Here is a 26,808-nt window from a genome sequence, read left to right as displayed (position 1 = left end):
CGACTTCGGTCGCCTCAGACTTTTCCTTTTGCCCCCGAGGTTCAACGCCATGAATCCGACACTTGTCAGATGGCTCCAAGCCCCCAGCATCATTGTTCTGTTTCTGTGGATGATCGTCCCGCTCAGCATGACGATCTATTTCTCAACCATCCGCTACAATCTGTTTTACCCAGAACGCACCGGATTTGTTGGCCTACAGAATTACGAATTTTTCTGGACCGATGCTGCGTTTTTTCCCGCCCTGCTGAATACGTTGATCTTGGTCGGGTCGGTTTTGGTGATCACCATCGTGTTGGGGCTGGCCATTGCCATTTTGATTGATCGCCCATTTCGGGGCCGTGGCATTGCCCGTGTGATGCTAATTTCGCCGTTTTTCATCATGCCCACTGTGTCGGCTTTGGTGTGGAAAAACATGATGATGGACCCCAATAATGGTCTGTTCGCCGCCTTTGCTAACGCACTGGGATTTACGCCAATCGAATGGCTGCAATCGGTGCCGTTGTTGTCGATAATCATCATGGTCAGCTGGCAATGGACCCCCTTTGCGATCCTGATTTTCATGACATCCCTGCAATCCCAAGACCAGGAACAAAAAGAAGCCGCCACACTGGACGGCGCCGGGTTCTGGGCGCAGTTTTTCAACCTGACACTGCCGCATCTGGCCCGCCCTATTTCTATCGTGCTGCTGATCCAGATGATTTTTCACCTGTCGATCTTTGCCGAAATATTTGTGACCACATCCGGTGGTCCCGGCGTGTCGTCAACCAACCTGACCTACCTGATCTACATCCAGTCCCAACAGGCCTTTGATGTTGGTGTGGCCTCGGCCGGTGGTGTCTTTGCAATTATCCTTGCCAATATTGTCGCGATTTTCCTGATCCGCGCGGTTGGCAAAACCCTGACGGTGTAAGCTCATGACAGATAAGCAACTGAAAACTCTGAAAAACCGTCTGGCCGTCGCCGGTGCCTGGATCGCCGCATGTATCTTCTTTTTCCCGATCTTCTGGATGGTCCTGACCAGTTTCAAAACCGAAGCCCAAGCCATCGCCGTGCCGCCGCTGCTGTTCTTTGAACCCACGTTGGACAATTACCTCGAAATTCAGGAACGCACGAATTACACCAAATTCGCGATCAATTCCGTGATCACCGCCTTTGGGGGCACGGCCATCGCCCTGCTGATCGCCATTCCGTCGGCCTATGCCATGGCGTTCAACACCACAAAATACACCAAAGACATCCTGATGTGGATGTTGTCGACCAAAATGCTGCCCGCTGTGGGGGTGTTGATGCCGATCTATCTGTTGGCGCAGAACTTGAACATCTTTGACACTAAAATCCTGCTGGTGGTCATCTATGCGCTGATGAACCTGCCCATCGTGATGTTGATCCTGTTCAATTATTTCCGCGAAATCCCCAAGGAAATTTTAGAAGCCTCCCGTATGGATGGCACATCGACCTATAACGAAATCCGTCAGATTGTTATGCCACTGGCATGGGGCGGCATCGCGTCTACAGCGTTGTTATCTATCATTCTTTGCTGGAACGAAGCGTTCTGGTCCATCGTGCTAACCACCACCGAAGCCAGCACGTTGACCGCCTTTGTGGCGTCATTTCAAGCCCCAGAAGGCCTGTTCTGGGCCAAGGTGTCCGCCGTGTCCACGCTGGCCTGTGCGCCGATCGTGGTGTTTGGCTGGCTGGCGCAAAAACAACTGGTCCAAGGCCTGACATTTGGGGCGGTGAAATGACAAACCACCCAATTCCAACCGATTTGACGGGAAAAACCTGCATCGTCACGGGCGCAAATGGCGGCATCGGTGCCAGCGCCGTGGAACATTTCGCCGCCCAAGGCGCTCAAGTCTTTGCCACCGATCTGGGGCCGCAATTTACTGGCGATTTCGACGGCGCTGATCGGGTTTCATATCAGGCGTTTAACCTGTTGGACGCAGACGGGCTAATCAACTGCCTCGCTTGGATCAAATCCGCTGACCCGGACGTGTTGTTCAACAATGCCGCGATTTTTGACATGGGCACAGTACTGGATGCGGATCTGGCGCAATATGACCGTCTATTTGGCCTGAATGTCCGGTCCTTTTATGCGGTGATGCAGGCCGCCGCCCAATCCATGGTTGCGCAAAATCGCGCCGGGTCCATCATCAATCTGGCGTCCCAAGCGGGCCATCGCGGCGAAGCGCTGGTCGCCCATTACTGCGCCACCAAAGCCGCCGTCATCAGCTATACACAATCCGCCGCATTGGCGCTGGCCCCTCATCATATCCGGGTCAATGCCATTTCCCCCGGCGTGATCGACACACCCATGTGGCAGGACGTGGACGCGTTATTTGCCAAGTTTGAAAACAAAGCCCCGGGCCAGAAAAAGCGCGAAGTCGGCGAAGCCGTGCCGCTGGGCCATATGGGATCCCCCTCCGATGTGGCCGGCACAGCACTTTATCTGGCATCGGATCTTTCCTCTTATGTGACAGCCCAAACGCTCTGCGTGGATGGCGGAAATGTGCTGAGGTAGACATGTCCATCATCCAACCCGAACTTGAATTTGTTGACCGCACCACCCGGTCCATCCGCTATCTGGAACATGGCTGGCCGTCTGATCTGTGCCGGTGGCATTACCACGAAGAATACGAATTGCACCTGATCACCAGCACCCGAGGCAAGGCGTTTATCGGCGACTATATCGGTGAATTCACCCCCGGAACGCTATATCTGACCGGCCCCAACCTGCCCCATAATTGGATCACTGACACGGTCCAAACCCAGCCCGTCGATGTACGCGATATGCTGGTGCAGTTTTCACATTCCTCGATTGAGGCGTTGGCCCAAGGGTTCCCCGAATTTGGCGAAGTCACTGAAATGCTGAACATGGCGCAATCGGGCATCGAATTTGTCGGCTTCAATCCGACCTTTGCCCGCGGTCACATGGAATCCATCCGCGACAATACTGGCCCGGAACGCATTCTGGCCTTTATCCGGTTTCTGGTGCGCCTGAATGAACATGCAGAAAAGAAAACCCTGTCAGTTGCGCGATTGATCCAGCCCTCAGGCGGGTCGCGTCAGGCCCGTATTGGCGAAGTTGTGGATCATATTCTGCAAAACTATGCCGATGACATTTCTGTGGAAACCGCCGCCGACATGGCCGGGATGAGCCCTGCCAGTTTCAGCCGAAATTTTCAAACCATGACCGGGCATCGTTTTGTTGGCTTTGTGAACCGTGTGCGTGTGGGTCAAGCCTGCGCGCTCTTGCTGGCATCAGACGATCAAATCACGTCGATCTGCTATCAGGTTGGGTTTCAGAATCTGGCCAATTTCAACCGCCATTTCCGCAAAATGAAGGGCATGACCCCATCCCAATACCGCGATACAGCCCAACGCGAACTGATGCGTTCACCGGAGACATTACAATGAACGCGCCTATGCAAAATGATTTATATTCAACATCTTATGATCGAAACGCCTGTAAAATCGGTGTCGTTCATTTGGGGTATGGCGCGTTTCACCGTGCCCACCAAGCGGTCTATCTGGATGATTACATGCAGGTCAGTGGTGATCTGCGCTGGGGCGTGGCTGCGGTCAATTTACGCGCCGGTGAAAGCAATGATTTCGCGACAAATGCTGATGTCGAAAACGGATATATCGTAAAATCATTTGCGCCGGATGGGGCTGAAAAACTACGACAAGTTCGCGCGCATCTTAGTTTTCATGATTGGGCCGTTGATCCGGTGGACGCAGAAAACCTGCTGTGCAACCCGGATGTGCATATGGTCACCCTCACCGTCACCGAAAGCGGATATTACGGCGATGCGGCCGGTGTTTTGGACCCAAATGCCGAAACCATAAAAACTGAAATCGCTGGCGGTCCCAGTCGGTCTGTTTATGCCTATCTGTCTGCGGCGCTAAACCTGCGACGCATCCAGATTGATCAGCCGATTACCATTCTTTGTTGCGATAATATCCAGCAAAACGGCCTGAAGCTGCGCGATAATATGATGTCTTATCTGTCGATTACAGGGCAGGATAAATTGCTGAACTGGATGCGCAATCACGTGACGTTTCCCTGTTCCATGGTGGATCGGATTACCCCACGCCTAACGGCCGATATGCGCCACCAAATTGAGGCTGATCTAGGCCCTCAATCCGCCGCACCGATCATCGCCGAAGCGTTCAGCCATTGGGTTCTGGAACGCAACTTTGCCGGGCCGATGCCGCAATTGGACCAAGTGGGTGTGATCGTGACCGATGATGTGCATCCTTTTGAAGAAGCCAAAATTCGCATCCTGAATGGCGGGCATACCTGCCTGACCTATCTGGCCGCACTCAAAGGCATGGACACCTTTGACGCCGCCATGTGTGATCCAGAATTGCGCGCCCATTTCACCGCCTACGAAACCCAAGAGGTGCTGTTTGGGATCACCTTTGATTTGCCGTTTGATAAATCCGCCTATCTGGCTGATATCACTGCACGATTTGGCAATCAGGCCATTGGTGACACGATTGCACGGATCTGTGCGGATGGGATGGTCAAATTCCCGATCTTTATTCGCCCAACCTTGCGCGATTGTCTGCGTCAGGGGCATATCCCCCGGCATGGTTTGCGGTCTGTGGCATCATGGTACGTGTTTGCAAAACATGTGGCTGCCGGGCGCATTCCTTTCAAATATGTCGAACCGGGCTGGGATGAAATTGTGCATCTCATCAAGGATCCCAGCATGGATCGCTTTGTTTTATCAACAAAACTTTGGGGCGACCTTCCTGAAACTTATCCAGAATTCGCACGCACACTGCGCGCCAGCATTACAGAGGTAGAAACACAATGGCCGGTTTAACAATCCGAAACCTAAAGAAAGCATATGGCTCTGTTCAGGTGATGCACGGGGTCGATCTGGACATCGAGGATGGTGAATTTGTCGTGTTTGTCGGCCCGTCAGGCTGTGGGAAATCGACATTGCTGCGCATGATCGCCGGGCTAGAGGAAATCACCAGCGGCGATGTGTCCATCGGGGACAAAGTGGTCAATGATGTCGACCCCTCCAAACGCGGCGTGGCGATGGTGTTTCAGACCTATGCGCTGTACCCGCATATGTCGGTTTATAAAAACATGTCCTTTGGGCTGAAACAGATCAAAACCCCGCCCGATGAAATTGACCGCCGCGTCAAAGAAGCCGCCGAAGTGTTGCAAATCAACGATTATCTTGACCGCAGCCCGCGCAATCTGTCGGGCGGTCAACGTCAACGTGTCGCCATTGGCCGGGCGATTGTCCGCGATCCAGAGGTGTTTTTGTTTGACGAACCCCTGTCCAATCTGGATGCCGCTCTGCGCGTGCAGACCCGTCTGGAAATCGCCCGATTGCATGAACGGTTGGGTGCTACGATGATCTATGTGACCCATGATCAGGTCGAAGCGATGACGCTGGCGGATAAAATCGTGGTGTTGCGGGATGGACGTATCGAACAAGTGGGCAGCCCGCTTGAACTCTATGAACGGCCAAAGAACGCCTTTGTCGCGCAGTTCATTGGCAGCCCCAAAATGAACTTTTTCCAGCCGGCCGATATGGCTGAAAATGCCCAACCGCCGCGTGCTTTGGGGGGGGATGACTTCATCGGTATCCGCCCGGAACATTTGCGGGTTTGTGATCCAGAACGGGCCATTGTCAGCGGGAAAATTGAACTGGTCGAACAATTGGGGGAATATGCGTTGGTGCATATGACCGGCCCACAGGGTGCTGATTTCATTGTTAAAATGGAACATGCCCCGACTGAACCCAAAGGGACGATCCTCTACTTTGATGCCAAACCAGAGCTGGTGCATTATTTCGATAACACAACACAACAACGCGTGGATTCATAGGCGCAAAACAGGTCTTTTGACGTTAGGGCAACTTTTCTCTTCTAAAATCGTTAACTTCACCCTATGGTTGTTTAATGGACTTCATGAACACCCAAAACGTTTTCTGAAAACCACGACCACCACTCACTAAAACGGAAAAAGCCACCCGGTTGGGTGGCTTTTTTGTATCGGTTAAACGGGCGGATTAGTGACCGCCGATGATCCCGGTGCGCACAGAATATTCTGCGGCGATCTGATAATCAGGATCGTCGTCGCTATCCACCATCAGATGCCCGGCCTTGGACAGCAATTGATGGCAGTCACGGCTGAGGTGGCGCAGCTGGATCCGTTTGCCCGCCGCTTCGTATTTGCTGGCCATGGCTTCGATGGCTTGCAATGCGGATTGATCCGCCACACGGCTGCCAGCGAAATCAATGATCACTGTGTCCGGGTCGTTTTCGACGTCGAACAATTCGATGAACCCTTCGACGGACCCGAAAAATAGCGGGCCTTGGATTTCGTAAACCCGTGCGCCTTTTTCGGAATCAGAATCGCGGGTGATGGCGTGAATGCGCGACGCGTTTTGCCATGCATAGGCCAGCGCGGACACAATCACACCAACAACCACAGCCGTCGCCAGATCGGTCGCCACAGTCACAACCGTCACCAAAATGGTCACAAATGCATCCGTGCGCGGGACCCGCGCCAACAGCTTGATCGAATTCCACGCAAACGTGCCGATCACCACCATGAACATCACGCCCACCAATGCGGCCAGCGGGATTTGTTCAATCAAACCAGAGGCAAACAGGATGAAGCTCAGCAGAAACAGCGCCGCAACAACGCCCGCGATCCGGGTGCGACCGCCGGATTTCACGTTGATCATCGACTGGCCAATCATCGCGCAACCACCCATGCCGCCAAAGAAACCGGTCACCGTGTTGGCCACGCCTTGGGCCACACATTCCTGGGATGATCCGCCCCGTTTGCCGGTCATTTCCCCGACCAAGTTCAACGTCAGCAAGCTTTCGATCAGGCCAATCGCCGCCAAAATCACCGCATAGGGCAGCACAATTTCCAGCGTTTCCCAGTTAAACGGCACGTTGGGAATGTGGAATGTCGGCAGCCCGCCTTGGATCGATGCCATGTCACCCACGCGCGGCACATCCAGTCCAAAGGCAATCACGATGATCGCGACAATCCCGATCCCGGCCAAAGGCGCGGGGATCAGATTGGTCAGCTTTGGCATCACCCAAATGATCGCCATCGTCAGGGCCACCAGCCCCAACATCAGCACCATCTGCCCCCCGGCCAGCCATTCGCCGCCCGACATGCCATGGCCAGATGCTTCGGCCGATCCGGGCACCTGAAACTGGCTCATCTGAGCAAGGAAAATCACAATCGCCAGCCCGTTCACAAAGCCAAGCATCACCGGATGTGGCACCAATCGGATAAATTTGCCCCAGCGCAAAATCCCGACGGCAATCTGAATGGCCCCCATCACCAGCACCGTGGCAAACAGGTATTCCACGCCGTGCTGCGCCACCAAACTGACCATCACAACGGCCAACGCGCCGGTTGCCCCCGAAATCATCCCCGGACGGCCACCGATCAACGCGGTGATCAACCCGACGATAAACGCCGCATAAAGCCCCACCAACGGATGCACCCCTGCCACAAAGGCAAAGGCCACCGCTTCGGGGACCAAGGCCAGCGCGACGGTCAGGCCGGACAGCACTTCGATGCGGATGCCCGCAATGGTGATTTTTTCCGCTCCGGGACGGTCATTCAAATTCAAACGGTCGGCAAAAGCCGCCATGAGGGCACGGCGCATGAGATATCCTGCGTATATGGGAAATGTTAGCGCCGCATTAGCGTATTTTCAGGCGATTGTCACCCCGCAACCGCGCCGTTGGAGCTTTGCGGATCAAACAGGGGCGTGACGTCGAATGCCATACGCGCTGCGCACGAAATTGGTAGGGTTTTCACCCGGCACCCGCGACGATAGTGCCGGTTAAAAATGCGCCCTCAATTTCTTAGGGTGGGCACGCTTCGGCACAAGCCGAATGCCTTGAAAAGGTCGAATTACTTGGGTTTGCCACTAGAATGGAGACAGTCCAAGGTAGGTTGTGACTGCGACCAAAATGATGACAGATGCGAGTAACAACCAAAAGTCCAAACGACTATTTGGATCTGGACCAATTTGGAATAACGCCAAAACTGCGAACACGCGCTTAAACACTCTGTTGTTTCTCTCGCTGTTTCGCTAGCCCACAGTATCGACGCATAGTATTTTGACTGTCAAAAAGGGCTCGGGATCGACCTTTCTCTGCCCTAATCTGCATTGTATGCCGCGATGTCCTGAATTAGTTTCAACCTAAACGCGCATCATCAAGGGGCACGCAACATGAAAACCAAAATCGGGATTATTGGCGGGTCGGGTGTGTATGACATTGACGGGCTGGAAAATGCTGAATGGGTTCAGGTCGATAGCCCCTGGGGCGCGCCGTCTGATCAGATTTTGACCGGGCAATTAAACGGGATCGACATGGCGTTTCTGCCCCGCCATGGTCGGGGTCACGTGCATTCCCCGACCGATGTACCGTATCGTGCCAACATTGATGCGTTGAAACGTTTGGGTGTGACGGATGTGATCAGCGTGTCGGCCTGTGGATCCCTACGGGCTGACATGGCGCCGGGGGATTTTGTCGTTGTAGATCAATTCATTGACCGAACGTTTGCGCGCGAAAAATCGTTCTTTGGATCGGGCTGTGTGGCCCATGTCAGCGTTGCACATCCAACCTGTCCGCGGCTGGGTGCGGCCTGTTTGACGGCGGCGCAGGATGTGGGTGTCACGGTCCATAATGGCGGCACCTATCTGGCCATGGAAGGCCCGCAATTTTCGTCCCTCGCCGAAAGCAAACTCTACCGCGAAGTCTGGGGCTGTGACGTGATTGGCATGACCAACATGCCCGAGGCCAAACTCGCCCGAGAGGCGGAACTTTGCTACGCTTCGGTTGCGATGATCACCGATTTTGATTGCTGGCACCCCGACCATGACAGCGTCGATGTCAGCGATGTGATCGCCACATTGGGCGCCAATTCGGCAAATGCCCGCGCGCTAATCGCCCAATTGACCACGCTGCTATCCCCCGATCGCGCCCCCTGCCCGCATGAATGTGATCGCGCGTTGGAACATGCGATTATGACCGCGCCCGCCAAACGGGACCCGGCCTTGCTGGCCAAACTGGATGCGATCATCGCGCGGGTGGCCTAACAGGCCGCGCAATGCGCCCTCTTGCAAAATAGGGCGGCTTGGGCAATGTCCCAATCGTGAACACAGAACCAAAGGTGCATCTCATGGCCCCCAAAACTATATCCGTTAAGGATTACATTCGCACCATCGTGGATTTCCCCCACGAAGGGATTATGTTTCGGGATGTCACCACGCTATTTGCCGATCCACGCGGGTTTCGCATGGCGGTTGATCAGATGCTGCACCCCTATGCGGGGATGCAGATCGACAAAGTTGTCGGGCTTGAGGCGCGTGGATTTATCCTTGGCGGCGCGATTGCGCATCAGTTGACCAAAGGGTTTGTACCGATCCGCAAAAAGGGCAAATTGCCCGGCACCACCATTTCGGAAAGCTATACGCTGGAATATGGCGAGGCCGTGGTAGAGTTGCATGATGATGCGATCCAGCCCGGTGAAAAGGTGTTGTTGGTCGATGATTTGCTGGCCACGGGCGGCACAGCCGAGGCCGGGATCAAGCTGATCGAACGGCTGGGCGGCGAAATCATCGGCTGCGCCTTTATCATCGACCTGCCCGAACTGGGCGGCCGCAAAAAGCTAGAAGATATGGGGATGGAAGTGCATGTTTTGTGTGACTTCGAAGGGCTGTAAGCCGCGTATCACTGATTTTTTAGTATCTTGCCCAGATCGAACAACTGGCGCGCCCCGCTTCGATGTCCGGTGAGCGGGACGAAGTTGCAGTTAACTGTTTTCGAATGAAGGTCTGCTACTGGGGGGTGCGGCCTCAGGTAAGACCGCAAACCCTCGTTCAATGTGTTTCAAGCGAGACGAAGACATCCATCTCTGCTTCAGGGTCGAAGTCGCTGAGGTCCATAACTGAGAAGAACATCGCACAGACGGGCGATTCCATCTCTTTTTTGACTACGTCTACGTAGTCATTGTGACTGCGAAACTGTATGATATCGAGGTAGCTTCCATCGGGCTTGCGAACAAGTTCACGGCGCAAAACGCCTGGCTCGTGCGCGACAAAGTCTCTTTGGAAAGCCGCCGAGGCCGCGATCAAATCGGCCTCTGTTTTGCCTTCAGCAAGTTTGATTGGTGCAAGAACGGTAACGGGTGACATATTATCTCCTTCAATGGTTGTCGTGTCAGGAGGGTTTCTATTGCTTAATATGACATTTTATGTCGTATTTCTATGATGGCGCGCTCGAATTCACATGATCGGCTAAGACGGCTTGAACTTCTTGCTGCACAGCTCAAGCAGGAGGGCTTTTGCACTATCAAGGATCTGGCGTTAAGTCATGACGTGAGCGAGCGCACGATCGCACGCGATCTACAGCTGATGCGAGAGCAAGGCCTTCCCATCGAAGCGGATCGTGGGCGCGGCGGTGGCGTCCGGCTGGATCGCCACTGGGGTATCGGGCGCCTCAATCTAAGCTATGCGGAAGCGGTTGATCTGCTGATCAGTATTTCCGTTGCCGAACAAATGAAGTCCCCAATTTTTCTTGCGAGTCTCGCGTCCATCAGGCGGCAGCTCGTTGCCTCATTCTCAGCAGAGAAGCGGGAAAGGGTTGATCGGTTGAAGTCCCGAATACTGATCGGAGAAACGGCTTCGACTTTCGTTCAAACGTCTGTTGTTTCGACCAATGGAAAAGCAGTTCAGAAACTGCACCAAGGCTTTCTGGATCAGACCAATCTGACCATTCTATATGAAGACGAACGCAGCAAAGTAACCACCCGAGAGATTGAGGCGCATTACCTTCTGCTGAACTATCCGATTTGGTATGTGCTTGCGGTTGACCACTTCCGCGGCGCTCTGCGAACATTCCGTTGCGACCGTATCCTGAGTGCTGAACTTACCAGCACTAGATTTCGGACATTGCCGCGGGCAAGCTTCGCGCAACCCCTCGAAGGGAATGTACTATTGAAGTAGAAAACCGGCCATTCGTGCGCTTTGCAGCATCAGTGGTTTTTGGGCTCAAACCGGACATTCGCTGCGTTCTGTCGAACGAACGGTTCTCGTTGTCTGTGTTAGTTATTGACGAAAAAGCCATAGGTATCTGACGTTTAACACAGGTGACGGCTTTTTGTTGGCTCAAATACTCAAATCACCCGGTCGCCAAAACCGCGCCGGGATTTAGGATTCCGTTCGGGTCTAGGGCCGCTTTGACCGCTTGCATCATCTGCAACTTCGCTGGATCGCCGTAGCGTTGCAAATCCGTGGTTTTCAGACGTCCGACCCCGTGTTCGGCACTGAACGAGCCACCGTTTTCCTGAACCAGATCATGCACGATGCGCTGAATGTCTTTGCTCAGATGCGTATAATCGGCACGGTCACGCCCCTTGGGGGGGAACACGTTATAGTGCAGGTTTCCGTCGCCCAAATGGCCAAAGCAATTGATCCGAAAATCGTCCAGCTTGGCCAATTCCGTCATGGCATGGGGGATAAAGGCCGGGATTTTGGACAAAGGTAGTGAAATATCGTGGCTGGAAATCGATCCGATGCGCCGATTGCCTTCGGGGATGTTTTCGCGCAACGCCCAAAAGGCCTGCCGCTGCGTCAGGGATTGGGCGATCACGCCATCGCTGCACAACCCGGCCTCATAGGCGGTTTCGAACACGTGTTCCAACGCATTTTGCGCAGACATTCCTGCCGGTAATCCCACGTCGATCAGCACGGACCAATCGGGCATATCCGCAAAGGGCAGCGTGACATCCACGCCAGTTTCCACAATAAAATCTGCGCCTTGGCGTGACATCAGTTCAAACCCTGAAATGTTGTCCCCCAGTTGGTCCGCAGCCAAAGCCAGCAAATCCAGCGCGGCCTGCGGCGACGCCACGGCCAAAATCGCCGTGCCGACCACGGCCGGTTGCGACATCAATTTCAACGCAGCACCTGTGATGATGCCAAGCGTGCCTTCGGCGCCGATCAGCAGGTCGCGCAGATCATAGCCGGTGTTGTCTTTGCGCAGGCGGGTCAACCCGTTCCAGATATCGCCGTTGGCCAGCACCACCTCTAGCCCCAGACATTGCGCGCGCGCATTGCCATAGCGCAGCACATTCACGCCGCCCGCATTGGTGGACAACACGCCACCCACTTGCGCTGTGCCTTCTGACGCAAGTGACAGCGCAAACAACCGGTCCACATCTGCGGCTGCAGCCTGAACATCGGCCAGAACACAGCCTGCATCGGCCACCAGCACGTTTTCGGACGGGTAAACCGCGCGGATGGACCGCATCCGTTCAAGGCTGAGGATCACCGGTTTGGGGCCGTCAGGCATGATCTGCCCCCCCACCAGACCGGTGCCGCCGCCATAGGGCACGATGCCCACCTTGGCCTTGGCGCAGGCTTTGACCACCTGCGAAACTTCGGCTGTGGATCCAGGTGCGATCACCAATCCCTGCCCTGTCCACCGGCGGCGCGGTTCTGTTAGATATCCGTCGCCCTGCCGAAAACAAGCGTCAGGCAGCAGGCCCCGCAAGTGGGCTTCGACATCCGCATCAACCGGGTTTAGTGCCATGTCTGGCCTCCTGCGCCTTAGACGGCCAGCCCCACATCGGTGCGGCCGCGTCTGTCAGATCGTAAATTGGCATAAAGCACGTGATTGCGCCAACGCCCGTTAATCTGCAGATAGCTTTGGGCGACGCCTTCGTATTTGTAGCCGCACTTTTCCAGCAAACTGCGTGACGGTGTGTTTTCCTGCAAACACCCGGCTTCGATCCGGCTGAGGTCCAGCGTGTGGAATGCGTAATGCACCACTGCCTGCACCGCTTCGCGCATATAGCCGTTGCGCGCGTGGCGTTCGCCGATCCAATAGCCCGTCGTGCCAGCCTGTGCCGGACCACGCCGAATATTATCAAGCGTGATCGCCCCCAGCAGAGCATTGTCCGACCGGCGGACCAAAAACAGCGGCACCGCATTGCCATTGCCAATGGATCGCTGCGCCCAATAGACCCGATTGGTGAAACTTTTGCGGCTTAGGTGATCTTCTGCCCAGGTGGGTTCCCAGGTTTGCAAAAACGCAGCACTTTCGCGTCGCAAGGTCGACCATCCGAGGAAATCGGAATGCACCGGGGGGCGCAGGGTCATGCGTTCGGTCTCAATCCGGACCTTTTTGCGCGCCCGCAGCATCAGCCAGACAGCCTTTGACGCAAGGCATCCAATGTGGGGGCGTGATCGATGGGTCCGTAAACGGCCATCGCGGCGGCCGCATCCTGGGCCAGTTTGCCACCAAAGCTGCGTACATCGGCCAGCGTCACGGCGTCCACTTTCTGCACCACTTCGTCGATATGTGGCACCCGGCCCCAGATCGACACCATCCGGGCAAGTCGCTCTGCGCGGCTGGACGGGCTTTCCAATCCCATCAGCATTCCGGCCTTCATCTGGGCGCGGGCACGGGCGATTTCGACCTCGCTCATGTCGTCGGCGGCGCGTTTCAATTCGTCCATGGTCACATGGGCCAGTTCATCAATCTGCTCGGCTGATGTGCCGGCATAGATTGTGGTCAGGCCGGTATCCTCATAGGCGCCCGCTTGGGCAAATATCGTGTAGCACAGCCCACGTTTTTCACGGATTTCCTGAAACAGCCGGGATGACATGCCGCCCCCCATGGCCACTGCGTGAATTTGCGACGTGTAGATTTCGGGGTCACGATAATTCGGGCCGTTCAGGGCCAGCGCAAAATGCACCTGTTCCAGATCTTTGCCTTCGCGCCGTTCACCACCGCGGAAATCTGCGGGTTGATACAGGGTGTTGGCGCCTTTGGCGGGCATCTGGCCAAACAGACGTTCGGCCATGGCCACCACTTGGTCATGATCCACGGATCCTGCGGCAGATAGAATCATTTCGCCGGACTGGTAATGTTCATCCACAAAGGTGCGCAGATCGGATTGGCCGAAATTCTGCACCCGTTCGGTTGGGCCCAATATAGTGCGGCCCAGCGCCTGATCGGGAAACGCCGCCTCTTGTAGCCAGTCAAACACCACGTCATCCGGCGTGTCCAACGCTTGGCCGATTTCCTGCAGGATCACGCCGCGCTCAATCTCGATCTCTTCGGGATCAAAGGCCGGGTTCAACAGGATATCCGCCAGCAATTCCACCGCCAGCGGCACGTCGTTTTCCAACACACGCGCGTAATAGGCCGTGGTTTCGCGGCTGGTATAGGCGTTTAGATAGCCGCCCACATCTTCGATTTCTTCGGCGATTTGCAGGGCAGACCGCTGGGCCGTGCCTTTGAACGCCATATGTTCCAGAAAATGCGCAATCCCGTTCTGTTCCACACGTTCGTGCCGCGCACCGGCCATTACCCAGACGCCAATCGACGCGGATTTCAGACCCGGCATATGTTCTGTTACGACACGAAAACCATTGGAAAGCTGGTGTTGTTGAACCGTCAAGCGTTGATCCGTTCTTTGATTAGGGTTTGCAGCGCTTTCAGGTCATTGGGGACCCGTGTGACGCGTTCTGGCCGGTCATACAGGTCCGCCATCCGGGATGGAAGGGGGGGACGAGTGCCGGTCGCATCCTCAACCGCATCCGGGAATTTGGCCGGGTGCGCGGTGGCCAATGTGACCATTGGGGTTGCGCCCAAACGGGACTGGGCGACATTCACCGCGACCGCGCTGTGCGGGCACAGCAATTCGCCGCTATTGGCCAATTCGGATGTGATTGTGGCGCTGGTGGTTTCCTCAGAAACGCGATCAGAATCGAAATGGTCACGCAGGGCCTGAATGGCGCCTTGGCTGATGGTGAACCCCCCGTTGGATTTCAGATCGTCCATCTGTGAAGCGACCGCTGCCCCGTCGCGGCCATAGGCATCAAACAAAGCCCGCTCAAAGTTAGAGCTGACCTGAATATCCATCGACGGGCTGATCGATGGTGTCACCGTGCCGGTGGTGTAATCGCCCGTGGACAAAGACCGGTGCAGGATGTCGTTTTGGTTGGTTGCCACAACCAGACGGTCGATGGGCAGGCCCATGCGTTTGGCGATATAGCCGGCAAACACGTCGCCGAAATTGCCGGTGGGCACGGTAAAGCTGATCTGACGGTCCGGCGCGCCCAGCGACACAGCCGAGGTGAAATAATACACCACCTGCGCCAGAACCCGCGCCCAGTTGATAGAATTGACCCCGGCCAGACGCACGCCATCGCGGAACTCAAAATCGTTGAACATGTCTTTGAGTGCGGCCTGACAATCATCAAAATCGCCATCCATCGCCAGCGCATGCACGTTGGATTCCGATGGGGTGGTCATTTGGCGGCGCTGCACTTCGGATACGCGGCCATGGGGGTAGAGGATAAACACGTCGACATTGGACAGGCCGCGGAACGCTTCGATCGCGGCGGATCCTGTGTCGCCCGATGTGGCCCCAACGATGGTAATACGATCGCCCGAACGGGTCAGCGATGCCTGAAACAATTGGCCGATCAATTGCATGGCGAAATCTTTGAACGCCAGCGTCGGCCCGTGGAACAATTCCAACAGGAAATGGTTGGGGGCCAGTTGCACCATTGGCGCGCGGGCCGCGTGACCAAAACCGGCATAGGCTTTGGCGATCAGATCCTTGAATTCCGCATCCGCGAACGTGTCGCCGATAAACGGTTTCATCACCCGAAACGCCACCTCTTCGTAGGATAGACCTGCCATGGCTTTGATGTCCTCATGGGACAGGGTTGGGATGGTTTCGGGCACATATAGCCCCCCATCGCGGGCCAGCCCGGTCATCATCGCCTGCTCAAAGCTCAGCGCTTCGGCGCCACCACGGGTTGAGATATATTTCATGGATCAGGACTCCTTCGCCTGAAGAGTTCGAAAAATCAGATAGCCGGTCATCAGGGCCCAAACGGCCGCCAACATGAACCAGGTGATTGCGTATTCTTTGTGATCGTTGGAAATGCCCGATGTGCCCACCGGCATCGGGGTCAATTGCGGATCGGTGCCGCCATGATCGGCTACAACAATCATCACGTTTTCGGCGTTCAGCGCTGCGGCCAACGGTCCGACATTGCGCGCAAAAATCAGATCACCGTCTTGGGCCGGGGTCCATTTGTCGGCCTCTTGGGGCCAGTGCAGATTGCCGCGATAGGTCACCTGCCCTGCATCCGCCAGATTGCCACGCAGATCAGCGGTGATAAACCCGCGATCCACCAACAGGCGGCGTCCCTCAACCAGCATCACGGATACCACCCGATAGCCCGGCGATGTGCCGCGCACAGGGGCCAGCATGTAAACATGTTCGTCGGTGATTTGGCCGGTTACAGTGACGGGCAGATATTTATCGCGGCTTTCGTCGGTGTCATCGGGCAAGGCCACAGGCGCATCGATAATGCGGGCTTCTATTTCGGCCAGATAGGCCTGTTTTTGGCCCAAGCGATCCACCTGCCAAAATCCAAGCGACATCAGCACAGCGCAGCCAGACAGGCCCAGCAAGATCGGGAAGATAAGTTTGCGCATGAAAGCCTTCCGAAATGCGAAAACGCGCGGGGTAAAACCCCGCGCGTCTGTTTCATCCTGATTGAGCAGGAGGGTCAAGACCCGCCCGGGCGAATTATGCCGCTTTATGCCCCCTGGCCCCAAATGTAGACCGCAACGAACAGGAACAACCACACCACGTCAACGAAGTGCCAGTACCAAGCTGCCGCTTCGAAACCGACATGTTTTTCAGCGGTGAAGTGACCGCGCGCAACGCGATACCAGCACACCGCCAAGAAGATCGTCCCGATGATCACGTGGAACCCGTGGAACCCAGTTGCCATAAAGAAGTTGGAGTAGAAGATGTTGCCACCAAATGTCCAATCATCATGCAGGATCAGTTCACGATATTCGTAGCCCTGCAGGATGGTAAAGATGATGCCCAGAACCACCGCGATGCCCAGACCTGTGGACACGTCTTTGCGTTCCTGTTCTGTGCCTGTGCCGTGGACCAGCGCGTGGTGCGCCCAAGTCACCGCACAACCCGACAGCAACAACACCAAAGTGTTGATCAGCGGCAGGTGGAACGGGTCAACCACGTGGATATCAGGCAACGTGTATTCTGTGCCGTAATAGGTGTGCATGGAATACAGCGCGTGTTTGAAGAACGACCAGAACCAAGCGGCAAAGAACATCACTTCGGACATGATGAACAGGATAAAGCCGTAGCGCAGACCGATGCGCACAACCGGTGTGTGGTCTATTTCGCCCTGCCCTTCGACCACCACTTCGCTCCACCATGCAAACATAGTGTACAGCACAGCGATAAAGCCGATGATGAACATGTAGGGTTGGTTATTCTCTACATTTGGTGACATCCAGAGCACCGCTCCGAATAGCATAAAAAAGGCCCCAACTGCGCCGGTCAACGGCCAGATAGAGGGGTTCAGGATGTGATAATCATGGTTCTTTTCATGCGCCATTTCGATTGCTCCCCAAGGATGGTCTAATTCAAGTCAGAGGCGGGTTGCGCCCCAATGATGTCGGCCTGCGCGATCTCTTCGGGCAGGTCAATTTCGTAAAACGTGTAGCTTAGCGTGATTGTGTGCACGTACTGGCCTTCGCGGTCATCCACAATCGCGGGGTCCACAAAGAACGACACAGGCATGTCAACGGATTCACCGGGCATCAAAACCTGTTCGGTGAAACAGAAACAATCGATTTTATCAAAAAAACCACCGGCCTCATAAGGCGTGACATTATAGCTGGCCTGCCCGGCAATGGGGCGGTCAGAAATGTTGGTGGCTGTGTAAAACGCCAATCCGGTTTCGCCGATGCGCAGGTCCATTTCGCGCACAACCGGCTTGAATTCCCAGGCCAATCCGCTGGCGATAGATCCATCAAACCGGATGGTGATGGTTTCATCCAGTATGAGATCACTGGCAGATTCAGCCACATTGGTGGCCCCGCCAAACCCGGTGACCCGGCAGAACCAGTCGTAAAACGGCACCGAGGCCCAGGACAACCCGCCCATCAACAACACAACGCTGACCAATTGGATCACCGTGCGTTGGGGGCCTTGGATATTTGGGAAAAGCTTCATTCGCTGTCCTCAGTCGTTGCGGGGGCCGCATTGGTTTGGGCCTCTACTTCGGCATCTGTGGGCAGCAATTGTGGCCGCAGTGCGTGATCGGTACGTTCAAATTCCGCGATATGTTCGAGGTTCAGAACCTTAACAATCGTCAGGCCAAAAACGATGGCCACAAACCCAACCAGCAGCAGGCCAACACCATTGTTGCGGCCTTTGCGACGGGTGTGCAATTCGTGTTCTACTTTGATCGCCATTACCAGCCTCCTAGCCCCCAAGGGGTCAATGCGGCCTCGGCCAGCAATGCGGTGAAATGGCCAAACAAATAGGCCAGCGATACCTTAAAGGCGCGGCGTTCTGCGGCGAATTTGTCGGCTTCGGCGGCGTCTTCGTTCCGGCGCCAAACCACGATACAGGCCTGCAGGAACCACAGGTTCAGACCCATCGAAACCGCCAGATAGATCGGCCCGCCAATGGATGTGAACGCAAGGCCCAGCGCAACAGGGATCAGGCAGATCATATAGCCAAGGATATGGTTACGGGTCACGCGGCGACCATGGGTTTCGGTCAACATCGGCACGCCCGCATTGCCGTAATCAGATTTCACAAAAATCGCCAACGACCAGAAATGCGGTGGTGTCCACATAAAGATCAGCGAAAACATCAGCACGCTTTCGATGCTGATTGATCCGGTTGCCACGGCCCAACCGATCATGGGGGGAAACGCGCCCGCCGCGCCACCGATCACGATGTTCTGCGGGGTCGAGCGTTTCAGCCACATGGAATAGACCACGGCATAAAAGAAGATGGTAAAGGCCAGAATGCCCGCCGCCAGCCAGTTTGACGCCAGCCCCAACAGAATGACCGAGAAACCGGACAAGGCCAGACCAATGGCCAGCGCTTCTTGGGGTTGGACGCGGCCCGACGGGATGGGCCGGTTGGCGGTGCGTTTCATGATACGGTCGATATCCGCATCCCACCACATGTTCAGCGCCCCGGACGCCCCGCCGCCAACAGCGATACACAGGATCGACACAAAGGCCTCAAACGGATGCAGGGATGCGCCGGGGGCGACAAGGATCCCAACCAGAGCCGTGAAAACAACCAGCGACATCACGCGGGGTTTCAGCAAGGCAAAATAGTCGCCCATGCCCGCCTCTTGCGTGGTGCTGTCCTGATAATTCAGATCGGTCATCTTGGTCCTAGCGCATCATCAAAAAGGCAATGCATGTCTGGGTGCAGTTTGGAACAAAGCGGGCCCCTCTGGGCCCGCCTCAGGTTCGGATCAGGCCGATTTAGGCCGCAAACTCGTCTTTGGCATTGATCAACCAAGCGTCGTACTCTTCTTGGCTCACAACTTTGACGGTGATGGGCATATAGGCGTGGTCTTTGCCGCAAAGCTCGGAACACTGACCAAAGTAGATGCCTTCTTCTTCGGCGGCGAACCACAGCTGCGCCAAACGACCGGGAACCGCATCCTGTTTCACGCCGAACGCTGGGATGGTCCAGGCGTGGATCACGTCCGCACCGGTGACATCCATCACAACCACAGTATCCACAGGCACAACCACAATAGTGTCAGTCGCCAGCAGCCATTCGTCTTCTGTGAAACCGGCAGCTTCCAGCTCAGCAATAGTTGCGTCGTTCAGGTTAGACCCGGCACCGATCATCCGGCTTTCGAAATAAACCGCATCATCGACATATTCATAGGACCAATACCACTGATACCCAGTGACTTTGATGTGCAGTTCCGCCTCTGGCATTTCCTGCTGTTTGAACAGAATCGGCAGTGAAAACGACCCGATAAAGACCAGAATAACGATTGGCACCACAGTCCAGGCGATTTCCAGCGGAGAATTATGGGTGAAACCCGCAGGTTTTGGGTTCGCTTTGCTGTTGAAACGCAAAATCACATAGGCCAGCAGGCCAACCACAAACAGCGTGACGGCGGTGATGATCACCAGAATCATTCCGTCCAGCCATTGCAGGTCACGCGCCAGTTCACTTGCAGCGGGCTGAAATCCCAGCGCGCCCGGTGTTGGTGCACCGATGATTTCACCTGCTTCTTGTGCGGTGGCCGCCGTGGCCCCCAACGTCAATGCAGCAACAGCTTTGGCAATATTGGTCAATCGCATGTCTTTCCCTGTCTCTCACTCGCGAAGGGGGTCCGACCCTGCCATTCGGCGGGCACATGCCTCCCTCCAACGGAATCCCGTTGTATCCGCTGATGGGTTTCCCATATCCTACCTCAACAGACAAGAAGGTGAGTTGCGGCAAACTGACCTTTTTTGACCCAGATCAATGCAAAAGTGGAATTCACCCCCGATGAATCACGATCCTTTCCGCCCATTCGACACGAATTTGGACCAAGAAACCGCGCTTGCGGCGCTGCGCGATGCCACAGCGGGGGCGGATGACGGTGAATTATTCCTCGAACGACGCCGATCCGAGGTGATTTCGTTTGATGATGGCCGGGTGAAAACCGCGTCATATGACGCCTCAGAGGGGTTCGGCCTGCGGGCTGTGCGCGGGGAAACCACCGGTTATGCCCATTCCACCACCCTGACCGAACAGGCCCTGCGCCGTGCGGTTTCGACAACCCGGCTGGCCGTCGGGGCCGGTGGCGGCACGATGGCTGATGGGCCGGTGCGCACCAATGTACAGCTTTATACGGATGCCGATCCAATGGCCGAGGCGACATTCCCGGCCAAAATCGATCTGTTGCGGGAAATTGATAACTTTGCGCGCGGGTTGGACAAACGCGTGGTTCAGGTCACAGCCACCATCGCCGCCTCACACCAAGAAGTGGCGATTCTGCGTCCCGAAGGCACGTTAGTGACGGATACACGCCCCATGTCGCGCCTGAACATTTCCGTCATTGTCGAAGAGAATGGCAAACGCGAAGCGGGAAGTTTTGGCGGCGGGGGTCGTGCTGGTTTGATCGGTTTGATTGGCCCGGATCACTGGCAACCCGTTGCACGCGAAGCGTTGCGGGTGGCGTTGGTCAATCTCAGCGCCGAAGCCGCCCCTGCCGGCGTGATGGACGTGGTGCTGGGCAATGGCTGGCCCGGGATTTTGCTGCACGAAGCGGTGGGGCACGGGTTAGAAGGTGATTTTAACCGCAAGGGCAGCTCTGCTTTTGCGGGGTTGATGGGCCAACAGGTGGCCGCCAAAGGGGTGACTGTGCTGGATGATGGCACGATTCCCGATCGCCGTGGATCGATCACGATCGATGACGAAGGCACGCCCAGCCGGAAAAACACATTGATCGAAGACGGTGTTCTGGTTGGCTATATGCAAGACCGCCAAAACGCGCGGTTGATGGGTGTGGACCCGACCGGGAACGGTCGCCGCGAAAGCTTTGCCCATGCGCCCATGCCACGCATGACCAACACCTATATGTTAGGCGGCGATACGAACCCGCAGGATTTGGTGGCCGATCTAAAGGATGGGATTTACGCGGTTGGATTTGGCGGTGGTCAGGTTGACATCACAAACGGCAAATTCGTGTTTTCCTGCACCGAAGCCTATCGGGTGATCAACGGTCAAGTGGGCGCACCGGTCAAAGGCGCGACGCTGATTGGCGATGGCGCAACGGCAATGAAACAAATCCGCGGGATCGGCAATGATATGGCACTGGATCCGGGTGTGGGCAATTGCGGCAAAGCCGGCCAATGGGTGCCTGTTGGTGTGGGGCAGCCCAGCCTGATGATCGGTGGTTTGACGGTGGGTGGTGCAGCGGCCTGATCCGCGGCCACCGTTGCTAACTCTCAAACCTGTTCGGCTGTGCCTTAGCTAGACCAGTTTGCTGTTTCGAGCATGCCCATCCCTGATCGGATCGGGCATGGAGGTCTGATCCGTTGGCCGCATAGAGGCGGCCATCATCAACCCGACGCTGCCATATCCAACAACAAAATAGGTCCCAATCGACATCCACAGGCCCCAATCCATTGCCCAATATGCGATAACACCGCTCAGGGTGGCCAGCGTTGCCCCAATCATCAAAAAGAACCAAATCACAGCGATATTTCCTTTTTGTTGTCAAATATCCATTAAAATCTAAGGCATCATCGCCTCGTATCCCTTTCCAAGACGTTAACGACTGGTCGGATAATCAGGCAACGCGCCTCTCGTGCAGTTCCTGCACATGTATCGCGCAAAATATCGTGAAACCTTGGTGGCTGCGGCCCTTAGAATGCGGGTCATATCCATTGTAAACCTTCCGTTAACCTCGACGGCGTAAACCTGATTCTGCAACAAGCGGAGACCAGGATGACAGAGGAACTCACTTCTTCCACTCACCCCCCACTCCCACCCACCACGGAAGACGATAGGTTCGCTAGCCTTCGCTTGTTGCGCTCTCGACGTGTTGGCATCTCAACCTATTACAGATTGTTGCGCGAACACGGTTCCGCCCAGTCCGCATTGGCGGCCCTGCCCCATGTTGCGCGATCCGCTGGTGTATCAGATTACACCATCTGCCCAACTGGCGTCATCGACGCTGAAATGCGCAATGGTGATCGCGCAGGCGCGCAGCTGATCTTTCGCGGGACGCAACACTATCCTTTGATGTTAAACGATCTGCCGGATGCGCCGCCGTTTTTGTGGTGTTTGGGGGATGTATCGCTGTTAAACCGCCCCGCCATTGCGATGGTGGGCGCGCGCAACGCATCCTCGCTGGGCACCCGAATGGCGCGTAAATTGGCGACTGACCTTTCGGCCGAAGGGTTCGCCATCGTGTCAGGATTGGCGCGCGGGATCGACGCGATCGCCCATTCTGCGGCGCTTGAATCGGGAACAATCGCGGTTCAAGCCGGAGGGGTCGACGTTATATACCCGCTGGAAAACACTGAAATCGCTCAGAAAATAGAAAAGTCCGGGTTACGTATATCTGAACAACCGATGGGGTTAAAACCACAGGCGCGCCATTTTCCGATCCGCAATCGTATCATTTCGGGCCTGTCTCGGGCCGTTGTTGTGGTAGAGGCCGCCGCCAGATCCGGCAGCCTGATCACCGCACGAAATGCCTTGGACCAAGGGCGCGATGTCTTTGCGGTGCCCGGCCATCCTTTTGATGCACGCGCGGCTGGCTGCAATATGTTATTGCGCGATGGGGCAACGCTGATCCGGGGCGCTGTTGACGTCACCGAGGCGGTTGGCCCAGCCAGGGACGTCGAAAACACGGTTCCCGATCAACCTGATCTGCAATTTGACGCCCCCTCATCCCAAAGCCCCCCCAAAAAACCACGCCGCAGCCTAAGGGAAACCGCCGATCTGCATCAACAAATCCTGAACAGACTGGGCCCATCCCCCGTCGCAGAGGATCAGCTGATCCGCGATCTGAACAGTTCCGCGGATCAATTATCTGCGATCCTGCTAGAGCTAGAGCTTGACGGCAGCCTGCATCGTCAACCCGGCGGGTTGCTATCGCTGGCCTCTTAGACAATCGCAACCATACCTATTTGCAATAATCCGCGATCACAGCGCCGTATTCGTCGCAATAAGGCGTCCAAGAAAACCAAACATCTGTGGATCCCATACCGAAATGCACCGCAACCCATGTCTGCCCTGACAATCGATACAAAACCTCGATCTGGGTTGGATCACTGATGACCGTATCAATCGTCCCACGCGCGAACCCCGGCGTGGATGGTACATGAATGGCGCCACCGCCCGGGCGCTGGGCCGATAACATCGCAAACCCATATTCCCCCGAAACCCGCAGGTCACGCACCACGAATTGAACCGGCGCGCAAAAAACCCACTCTGCATGGGGGCGCATCGCATCCATCAGCGCCGCACGGGTGTCGCTGCCGCGTTCAGGTTCGGTCCAGCCCCACGCCTGTGCGGCACCGATCACAATCAATATCATCGAATAAATCCAACGCATTTCAGCCCCCTTTGTAAATTCTGTGGCATAATATCATGTCAATTTGCCACTCCCTTAAACCAGCGCATTGACATTCCTACCCAAGCGCCCACATTTTGCGCGGCCATAGCACTTCGTTTGTATTCAAAGGATTCCCATGCCCGTTGTCGTCGTCGAGTCCCCCGCTAAAGCTAAGACAATTAACAAGTATTTGGGCTCTAACTATACGGTTTTAGCGTCGTATGGCCATGTTCGTGACCTGCCTGCCAAAAACGGTTCGGTCGACACCGAAGACGATTTTTCGATGATTTGGGAGGTCGGGAATGATTCCCGCAAACACGTCAAAGCGATCGCAGACGCCCTAAAAGAGGACAACGAACTGATCCTCGCAACTGACCCGGATCGCGAAGGAGAAGCGATTTCGTGGCATTTGCAGGAAACCCTGACCAAACGCCGATCCATCAAAAAGGACACTCCGGTCAGCCGGGTTGTGTTCAACGCGATCACCAAATCCGCCATCACCGAGGCGATGAAAAACCCACGCCAAGTGGATGCGCCATTGGTCGAAGCCTATCTGGCCCGCCGCGCGCTGGACTATTTAGTTGGGTTCAAATTGTCGCCGGTGTTGTGGCGCAAATTGCCCGGTGCGCGGTCCGCGGGACGGGTGCAATCCGTGTGCCTGCGCCTGATCGTGGAACGCGAAACTGAAATCGAAGCCTTTGACGCCAAAGAATATTGGACCGTCAAAGCCCTGCTGACCAACCCGCGCGGCCAAGACTTTGAGGCACGTCTGGTCACATTGGCGGGCGATAAGCTGGATAAATTTGATCTGGGCGATCAAACCAAGGCCGAATTGGCCGTCGCCGCCGTCCAAAGCCGCGATTTGTCGGTGACATCCGTTGAGGCCAAACCAGCAACCCGCAACCCGGCCGCACCGTTCATGACGTCCACGTTGCAGCAAGAGGCCAGCCGCAAATTTTCCATGGGCGCGCGCCAAACCATGAGCGCGGCGCAGCGTCTGTATGAGGCTGGATATATCACATATATGCGGACCGACGGGATCGACATGGCCCCCGAAGCGGTCACCGCCGCACGCGACGCCATTGGCACGAAATTCGGCGACAGCTATCTGCCCAAATCGCCGCGTATCTATAAAAACAAAGCTAAAAACGCCCAAGAGGCGCATGAATGTATCCGCCCGACGGATATGATGAAATCCGCCGATGATCTAAGCATCAAGGATGCCGATCAGCACAAAGTCTATGATCTGATCTATAAACGCACGATTGCCAGCCAGATGGAATCGGCCCGGTTTGAACGTACAACGGTCGAAATCGGATCTGCTGATGGTCAGGTTGGCCTGCGCGCATCCGGTCAGGTGGTGATGTTTGACGGCTTTATGAAGGTCTACGAAGAAGGCCGCGATGACGTGGTGGATGACGATGACAAACGTCTGCCAGCCCTGAGCCAGGGTGAACCAACCGCCAAGAAAACCGTGACACCTGAACAGCACCACACCCAGCCGCCGCCGCGCTACACCGAGGCGACTTTGGTGAAAAAGATGGAAGAATTGGGCATTGGCCGCCCGTCCACCTATGCGTCGGTGATCACCACGATCCAAGATCGCGAATATGTGCGCAAAGACAAAAACCGCCTGTTCCCAGAGGATAAAGGCCGGATCGTCACCATCTTCTTGATGAATTTCTTTCGCAAATATGTGGGCTATGAATTCACCGCGAATTTGGAAAGCGAGCTGGACGAAGTATCGGCCGGGGATCGCGACTATAAGACGGTTTTGCATGGGTTCTGGAGCGATTTCCACAAAGCCATCGATGAAACGTCTGATTTGCGCATTTCCGAAGTGCTGGACATTTTGGATGACGCGCTGGCGCCACAGCTGTACCCGCCCCGCGACGATGGCACCGATCCACGGGTCTGTCCGAAATGCGGCAATGGCAGCCTGCATTTGAAAACATCGCGCACCGGCGGGTTTGTCGGCTGCGGCAATTACCCCGAATGCACCTATACGCGCCCCATCGCGGGCGAAGGTGCTGATGGCGAAGAACGGGTTCTGGGCGAAGATGCAGGGGATGAAATCCACCTGAAATCAGGACGTTATGGGCCGTATGTTCAGCGCGGCGATGTCACGCCTGAAAACAAAAAACCCAAACGGACATCTTTGCCCCAAGCCCGACATGGCGGCTGGGAAAAGGATGCAACCACGCTGGAATTGGCGGTGCAATTGCTGTCTTTGCCACGCAATGTGGGTGAACATCCTGATGGCGGCCGGATCAGTGCCAATCTGGGGCGGTTTGGCCCCTATTTGATGCATAAATTGCCTGGGGATGAAAAACCCGTCTATGTGAACTTCAAACAATATAACGAAATGTTCGAAGTGGGCATGAACCACGCGGTGGAATTGCTGGCTCATAAACGTGCCAATCCCGGACGTGGCCGCACGGCAGCCAAAGCGTTGAAAGAAATGGGCGAACACCCCGATGAGGGCGGGCCGGTAAATGTCATGGACGGCAAATTCGGGCCTTATGTGAAATGGGGCAAAGTCAACGCGACGATCCCCAAAGACATCGACGTCGCCAACATCACAATGGATCAGGCGGTGGCCTTGATCGCAGAAAAAACCGCCAAGAAGAAGCCAGCCCGCAAAGCCGCAGCCAAGAAGCCTGCAGCTAAGAAAAAGGCCCCCGCAAAGAAGCCCGCGACCAAGAAGACAGCGGCGAAGAAAACTGCCGCGAAAAAGACCGACGAAGCCTGATTTTCACACCCTGATTTTCAACGGGTCAAACGGGGCTTACGTAGGAATACGTAGCGCCTGTGTGACCCGTTGACTCGC

Annotated in this window: 26 protein-coding genes; 12 read left to right on the top strand and 14 right to left on the bottom strand. The window is 55.7% G+C overall.

The genetic code is table 11. From position 1 onward, the window contains the following. Nucleotides 1–49: 49 nt before the first annotated feature. From AB1F12_RS05200 to AB1F12_RS05175, 6 genes are read left to right on the top strand one after another with little or no spacing between them, the layout of a single operon-like run. Nucleotides 50–910: a carbohydrate ABC transporter permease gene (locus AB1F12_RS05200; protein WP_368187095.1), complete on the top strand. Its 861-nt coding sequence runs from the start codon at nucleotides 50–52 to the stop codon at nucleotides 908–910. 4 nt (nucleotides 911–914) lie between these two features. Further along, complete coding sequence (locus AB1F12_RS05195; RefSeq protein WP_368187093.1) at nucleotides 915–1,745, top strand: carbohydrate ABC transporter permease; 831 nt, start codon at nucleotides 915–917, stop codon at nucleotides 1,743–1,745. After that, entirely contained in the window at nucleotides 1,742–2,521 is a 780-nt protein-coding gene (locus AB1F12_RS05190) for an SDR family oxidoreductase (RefSeq protein WP_368187092.1), read from the top strand. Before AB1F12_RS05195 ends, AB1F12_RS05190 begins: the two co-directional genes overlap by 4 nt. 2 nt (nucleotides 2,522–2,523) lie before the next feature. Then, the gene (locus AB1F12_RS05185) at nucleotides 2,524–3,417 is read left to right on the top strand and encodes a helix-turn-helix domain-containing protein (protein WP_368187091.1); all 894 of its coding nucleotides are present in this window, start codon (nucleotides 2,524–2,526) and stop codon (nucleotides 3,415–3,417) included. Nucleotides 3,418–3,425: 8 nt separating this feature from the next. Then, nucleotides 3,426–4,835: a mannitol dehydrogenase family protein gene (locus AB1F12_RS05180; protein WP_368187089.1), complete on the top strand. Its 1,410-nt coding sequence runs from the start codon at nucleotides 3,426–3,428 to the stop codon at nucleotides 4,833–4,835. Further along, nucleotides 4,823–5,857 (top strand): ABC transporter ATP-binding protein, encoded by a 1,035-nt coding sequence (locus AB1F12_RS05175; protein ID WP_368187088.1) that lies wholly within the window; start codon nucleotides 4,823–4,825, stop codon nucleotides 5,855–5,857. Before AB1F12_RS05180 ends, AB1F12_RS05175 begins: the two co-directional genes overlap by 13 nt. Before the next feature lie 184 nt (nucleotides 5,858–6,041). Here the strand turns inward: AB1F12_RS05175 and AB1F12_RS05170 are convergent, their stop codons facing one another. Beyond that, entirely contained in the window at nucleotides 6,042–7,670 is a 1,629-nt protein-coding gene (locus tag AB1F12_RS05170) for a SulP family inorganic anion transporter (protein WP_368187086.1), read from the bottom strand. Nucleotides 7,671–8,243: 573 nt separating this feature from the next. Between AB1F12_RS05170 and AB1F12_RS05165 the strand changes: the two genes are divergently transcribed. Next, entirely contained in the window at nucleotides 8,244–9,113 is an 870-nt protein-coding gene (locus AB1F12_RS05165; RefSeq protein ID WP_368187085.1) for an S-methyl-5'-thioadenosine phosphorylase, read from the top strand. Nucleotides 9,114–9,196: 83 nt separating this feature from the next. Beyond that, a complete protein-coding gene (locus AB1F12_RS05160) occupies nucleotides 9,197–9,739 on the top strand; it encodes an adenine phosphoribosyltransferase (protein WP_368187084.1) in 543 nt (180 codons plus the stop codon). 157 nt (nucleotides 9,740–9,896) lie between these two features. Here the strand turns inward: AB1F12_RS05160 and AB1F12_RS05155 are convergent, their stop codons facing one another. Further along, on the bottom strand, nucleotides 9,897–10,211 hold the full coding sequence (locus tag AB1F12_RS05155) for a hypothetical protein (protein ID WP_368187083.1): 315 nt from the start codon (nucleotides 10,209–10,211) through the stop codon (nucleotides 9,897–9,899). A 72-nt stretch (nucleotides 10,212–10,283) separates the two neighbouring features. Between AB1F12_RS05155 and AB1F12_RS05150 the strand changes: the two genes are divergently transcribed. Beyond that, entirely contained in the window at nucleotides 10,284–11,021 is a 738-nt protein-coding gene (locus AB1F12_RS05150) for a helix-turn-helix transcriptional regulator (RefSeq protein ID WP_368187082.1), read from the top strand. Nucleotides 11,022–11,196: 175 nt separating this feature from the next. On the opposite strand, the gene AB1F12_RS05145 is transcribed toward AB1F12_RS05150, so the two are convergent. The 10 genes from AB1F12_RS05145 to coxB form a co-directional block, all read right to left on the bottom strand. Continuing rightward, nucleotides 11,197–12,609, bottom strand: a complete 1,413-nt coding sequence (locus AB1F12_RS05145; RefSeq protein WP_368187080.1) for an FAD-binding oxidoreductase — start codon at nucleotides 12,607–12,609, stop codon at nucleotides 11,197–11,199. A gap of 17 nt (nucleotides 12,610–12,626) precedes the next feature. After that, nucleotides 12,627–13,220 (bottom strand): GNAT family N-acetyltransferase, encoded by a 594-nt coding sequence (locus tag AB1F12_RS05140; RefSeq protein ID WP_368187079.1) that lies wholly within the window; start codon nucleotides 13,218–13,220, stop codon nucleotides 12,627–12,629. After that, nucleotides 13,220–14,485 carry a M16 family metallopeptidase gene (locus AB1F12_RS05135; RefSeq protein ID WP_368187078.1) on the bottom strand — a complete coding sequence of 422 codons (1,266 nt, stop codon included), beginning with the start codon at nucleotides 14,483–14,485 and terminating at the stop codon, nucleotides 13,220–13,222. The genes AB1F12_RS05140 and AB1F12_RS05135 overlap by 1 nt, the downstream gene beginning before the upstream one ends. Continuing rightward, a complete protein-coding gene (gene thrC, locus AB1F12_RS05130; protein ID WP_368187077.1) occupies nucleotides 14,482–15,870 on the bottom strand; it encodes a threonine synthase in 1,389 nt (462 codons plus the stop codon). Before thrC ends, AB1F12_RS05135 begins: the two co-directional genes overlap by 4 nt. Before the next feature lie 3 nt (nucleotides 15,871–15,873). Beyond that, a complete protein-coding gene (locus AB1F12_RS05125; protein ID WP_368187076.1) occupies nucleotides 15,874–16,542 on the bottom strand; it encodes an SURF1 family protein in 669 nt (222 codons plus the stop codon). Between the two features lie 104 nt (nucleotides 16,543–16,646). Next, a complete protein-coding gene (locus AB1F12_RS05120; protein ID WP_368187074.1) occupies nucleotides 16,647–17,483 on the bottom strand; it encodes a cytochrome c oxidase subunit 3 in 837 nt (278 codons plus the stop codon). Between the two features lie 23 nt (nucleotides 17,484–17,506). Then, entirely contained in the window at nucleotides 17,507–18,103 is a 597-nt protein-coding gene (locus tag AB1F12_RS05115) for a cytochrome c oxidase assembly protein (protein ID WP_368187073.1), read from the bottom strand. Beyond that, nucleotides 18,100–18,345 (bottom strand): hypothetical protein, encoded by a 246-nt coding sequence (locus tag AB1F12_RS05110; RefSeq protein WP_368187072.1) that lies wholly within the window; start codon nucleotides 18,343–18,345, stop codon nucleotides 18,100–18,102. Before AB1F12_RS05110 ends, AB1F12_RS05115 begins: the two co-directional genes overlap by 4 nt. Further along, on the bottom strand, nucleotides 18,345–19,283 hold the full coding sequence (gene cyoE, locus AB1F12_RS05105) for a heme o synthase (protein ID WP_368187071.1): 939 nt from the start codon (nucleotides 19,281–19,283) through the stop codon (nucleotides 18,345–18,347). The genes AB1F12_RS05110 and cyoE overlap by 1 nt, the downstream gene beginning before the upstream one ends. Nucleotides 19,284–19,383: 100 nt before the next feature. After that, nucleotides 19,384–20,223: a cytochrome c oxidase subunit II gene (gene coxB, locus AB1F12_RS05100; RefSeq protein ID WP_368187070.1), complete on the bottom strand. Its 840-nt coding sequence runs from the start codon at nucleotides 20,221–20,223 to the stop codon at nucleotides 19,384–19,386. A 190-nt stretch (nucleotides 20,224–20,413) separates the two neighbouring features. On the opposite strand from coxB, the gene tldD reads away from it, so the two are divergent. Beyond that, entirely contained in the window at nucleotides 20,414–21,835 is a 1,422-nt protein-coding gene (gene tldD / locus AB1F12_RS05095) for a metalloprotease TldD (RefSeq protein WP_368187069.1), read from the top strand. A gap of 48 nt (nucleotides 21,836–21,883) precedes the next feature. On the opposite strand, the gene AB1F12_RS05090 is transcribed toward tldD, so the two are convergent. Next, the gene (locus tag AB1F12_RS05090; protein ID WP_368187067.1) at nucleotides 21,884–22,108 is read right to left on the bottom strand and encodes a hypothetical protein; all 225 of its coding nucleotides are present in this window, start codon (nucleotides 22,106–22,108) and stop codon (nucleotides 21,884–21,886) included. Between the two features lie 252 nt (nucleotides 22,109–22,360). On the opposite strand from AB1F12_RS05090, the gene dprA reads away from it, so the two are divergent. Beyond that, a complete protein-coding gene (gene dprA, locus AB1F12_RS05085; protein WP_368187065.1) occupies nucleotides 22,361–23,530 on the top strand; it encodes a DNA-processing protein DprA in 1,170 nt (389 codons plus the stop codon). Nucleotides 23,531–23,546: 16 nt separating this feature from the next. Here dprA and AB1F12_RS05080 read toward each other — a convergent pair whose 3' ends face one another. Continuing rightward, nucleotides 23,547–23,978, bottom strand: coding sequence for a hypothetical protein (locus AB1F12_RS05080; RefSeq protein ID WP_368187064.1), 432 nt, complete (start codon nucleotides 23,976–23,978; stop codon nucleotides 23,547–23,549). Nucleotides 23,979–24,114: 136 nt separating this feature from the next. On the opposite strand from AB1F12_RS05080, the gene topA reads away from it, so the two are divergent. Further along, the gene (gene topA / locus AB1F12_RS05075; protein WP_368187062.1) at nucleotides 24,115–26,730 is read left to right on the top strand and encodes a type I DNA topoisomerase; all 2,616 of its coding nucleotides are present in this window, start codon (nucleotides 24,115–24,117) and stop codon (nucleotides 26,728–26,730) included. The last annotated feature ends 78 nt before the right edge of the window (nucleotides 26,731–26,808 follow it).

It is taken from the genome of Aestuariibius sp. HNIBRBA575, assembly GCF_040932005.1.
In the GTDB taxonomy this organism is placed as follows: Bacteria; Pseudomonadota; Alphaproteobacteria; order Rhodobacterales; family Rhodobacteraceae; genus CANLNM01.
The sequence above is the reverse complement of the archived record's forward strand: the minus strand, read 5'-3'. Positions and strand labels throughout refer to the sequence as shown.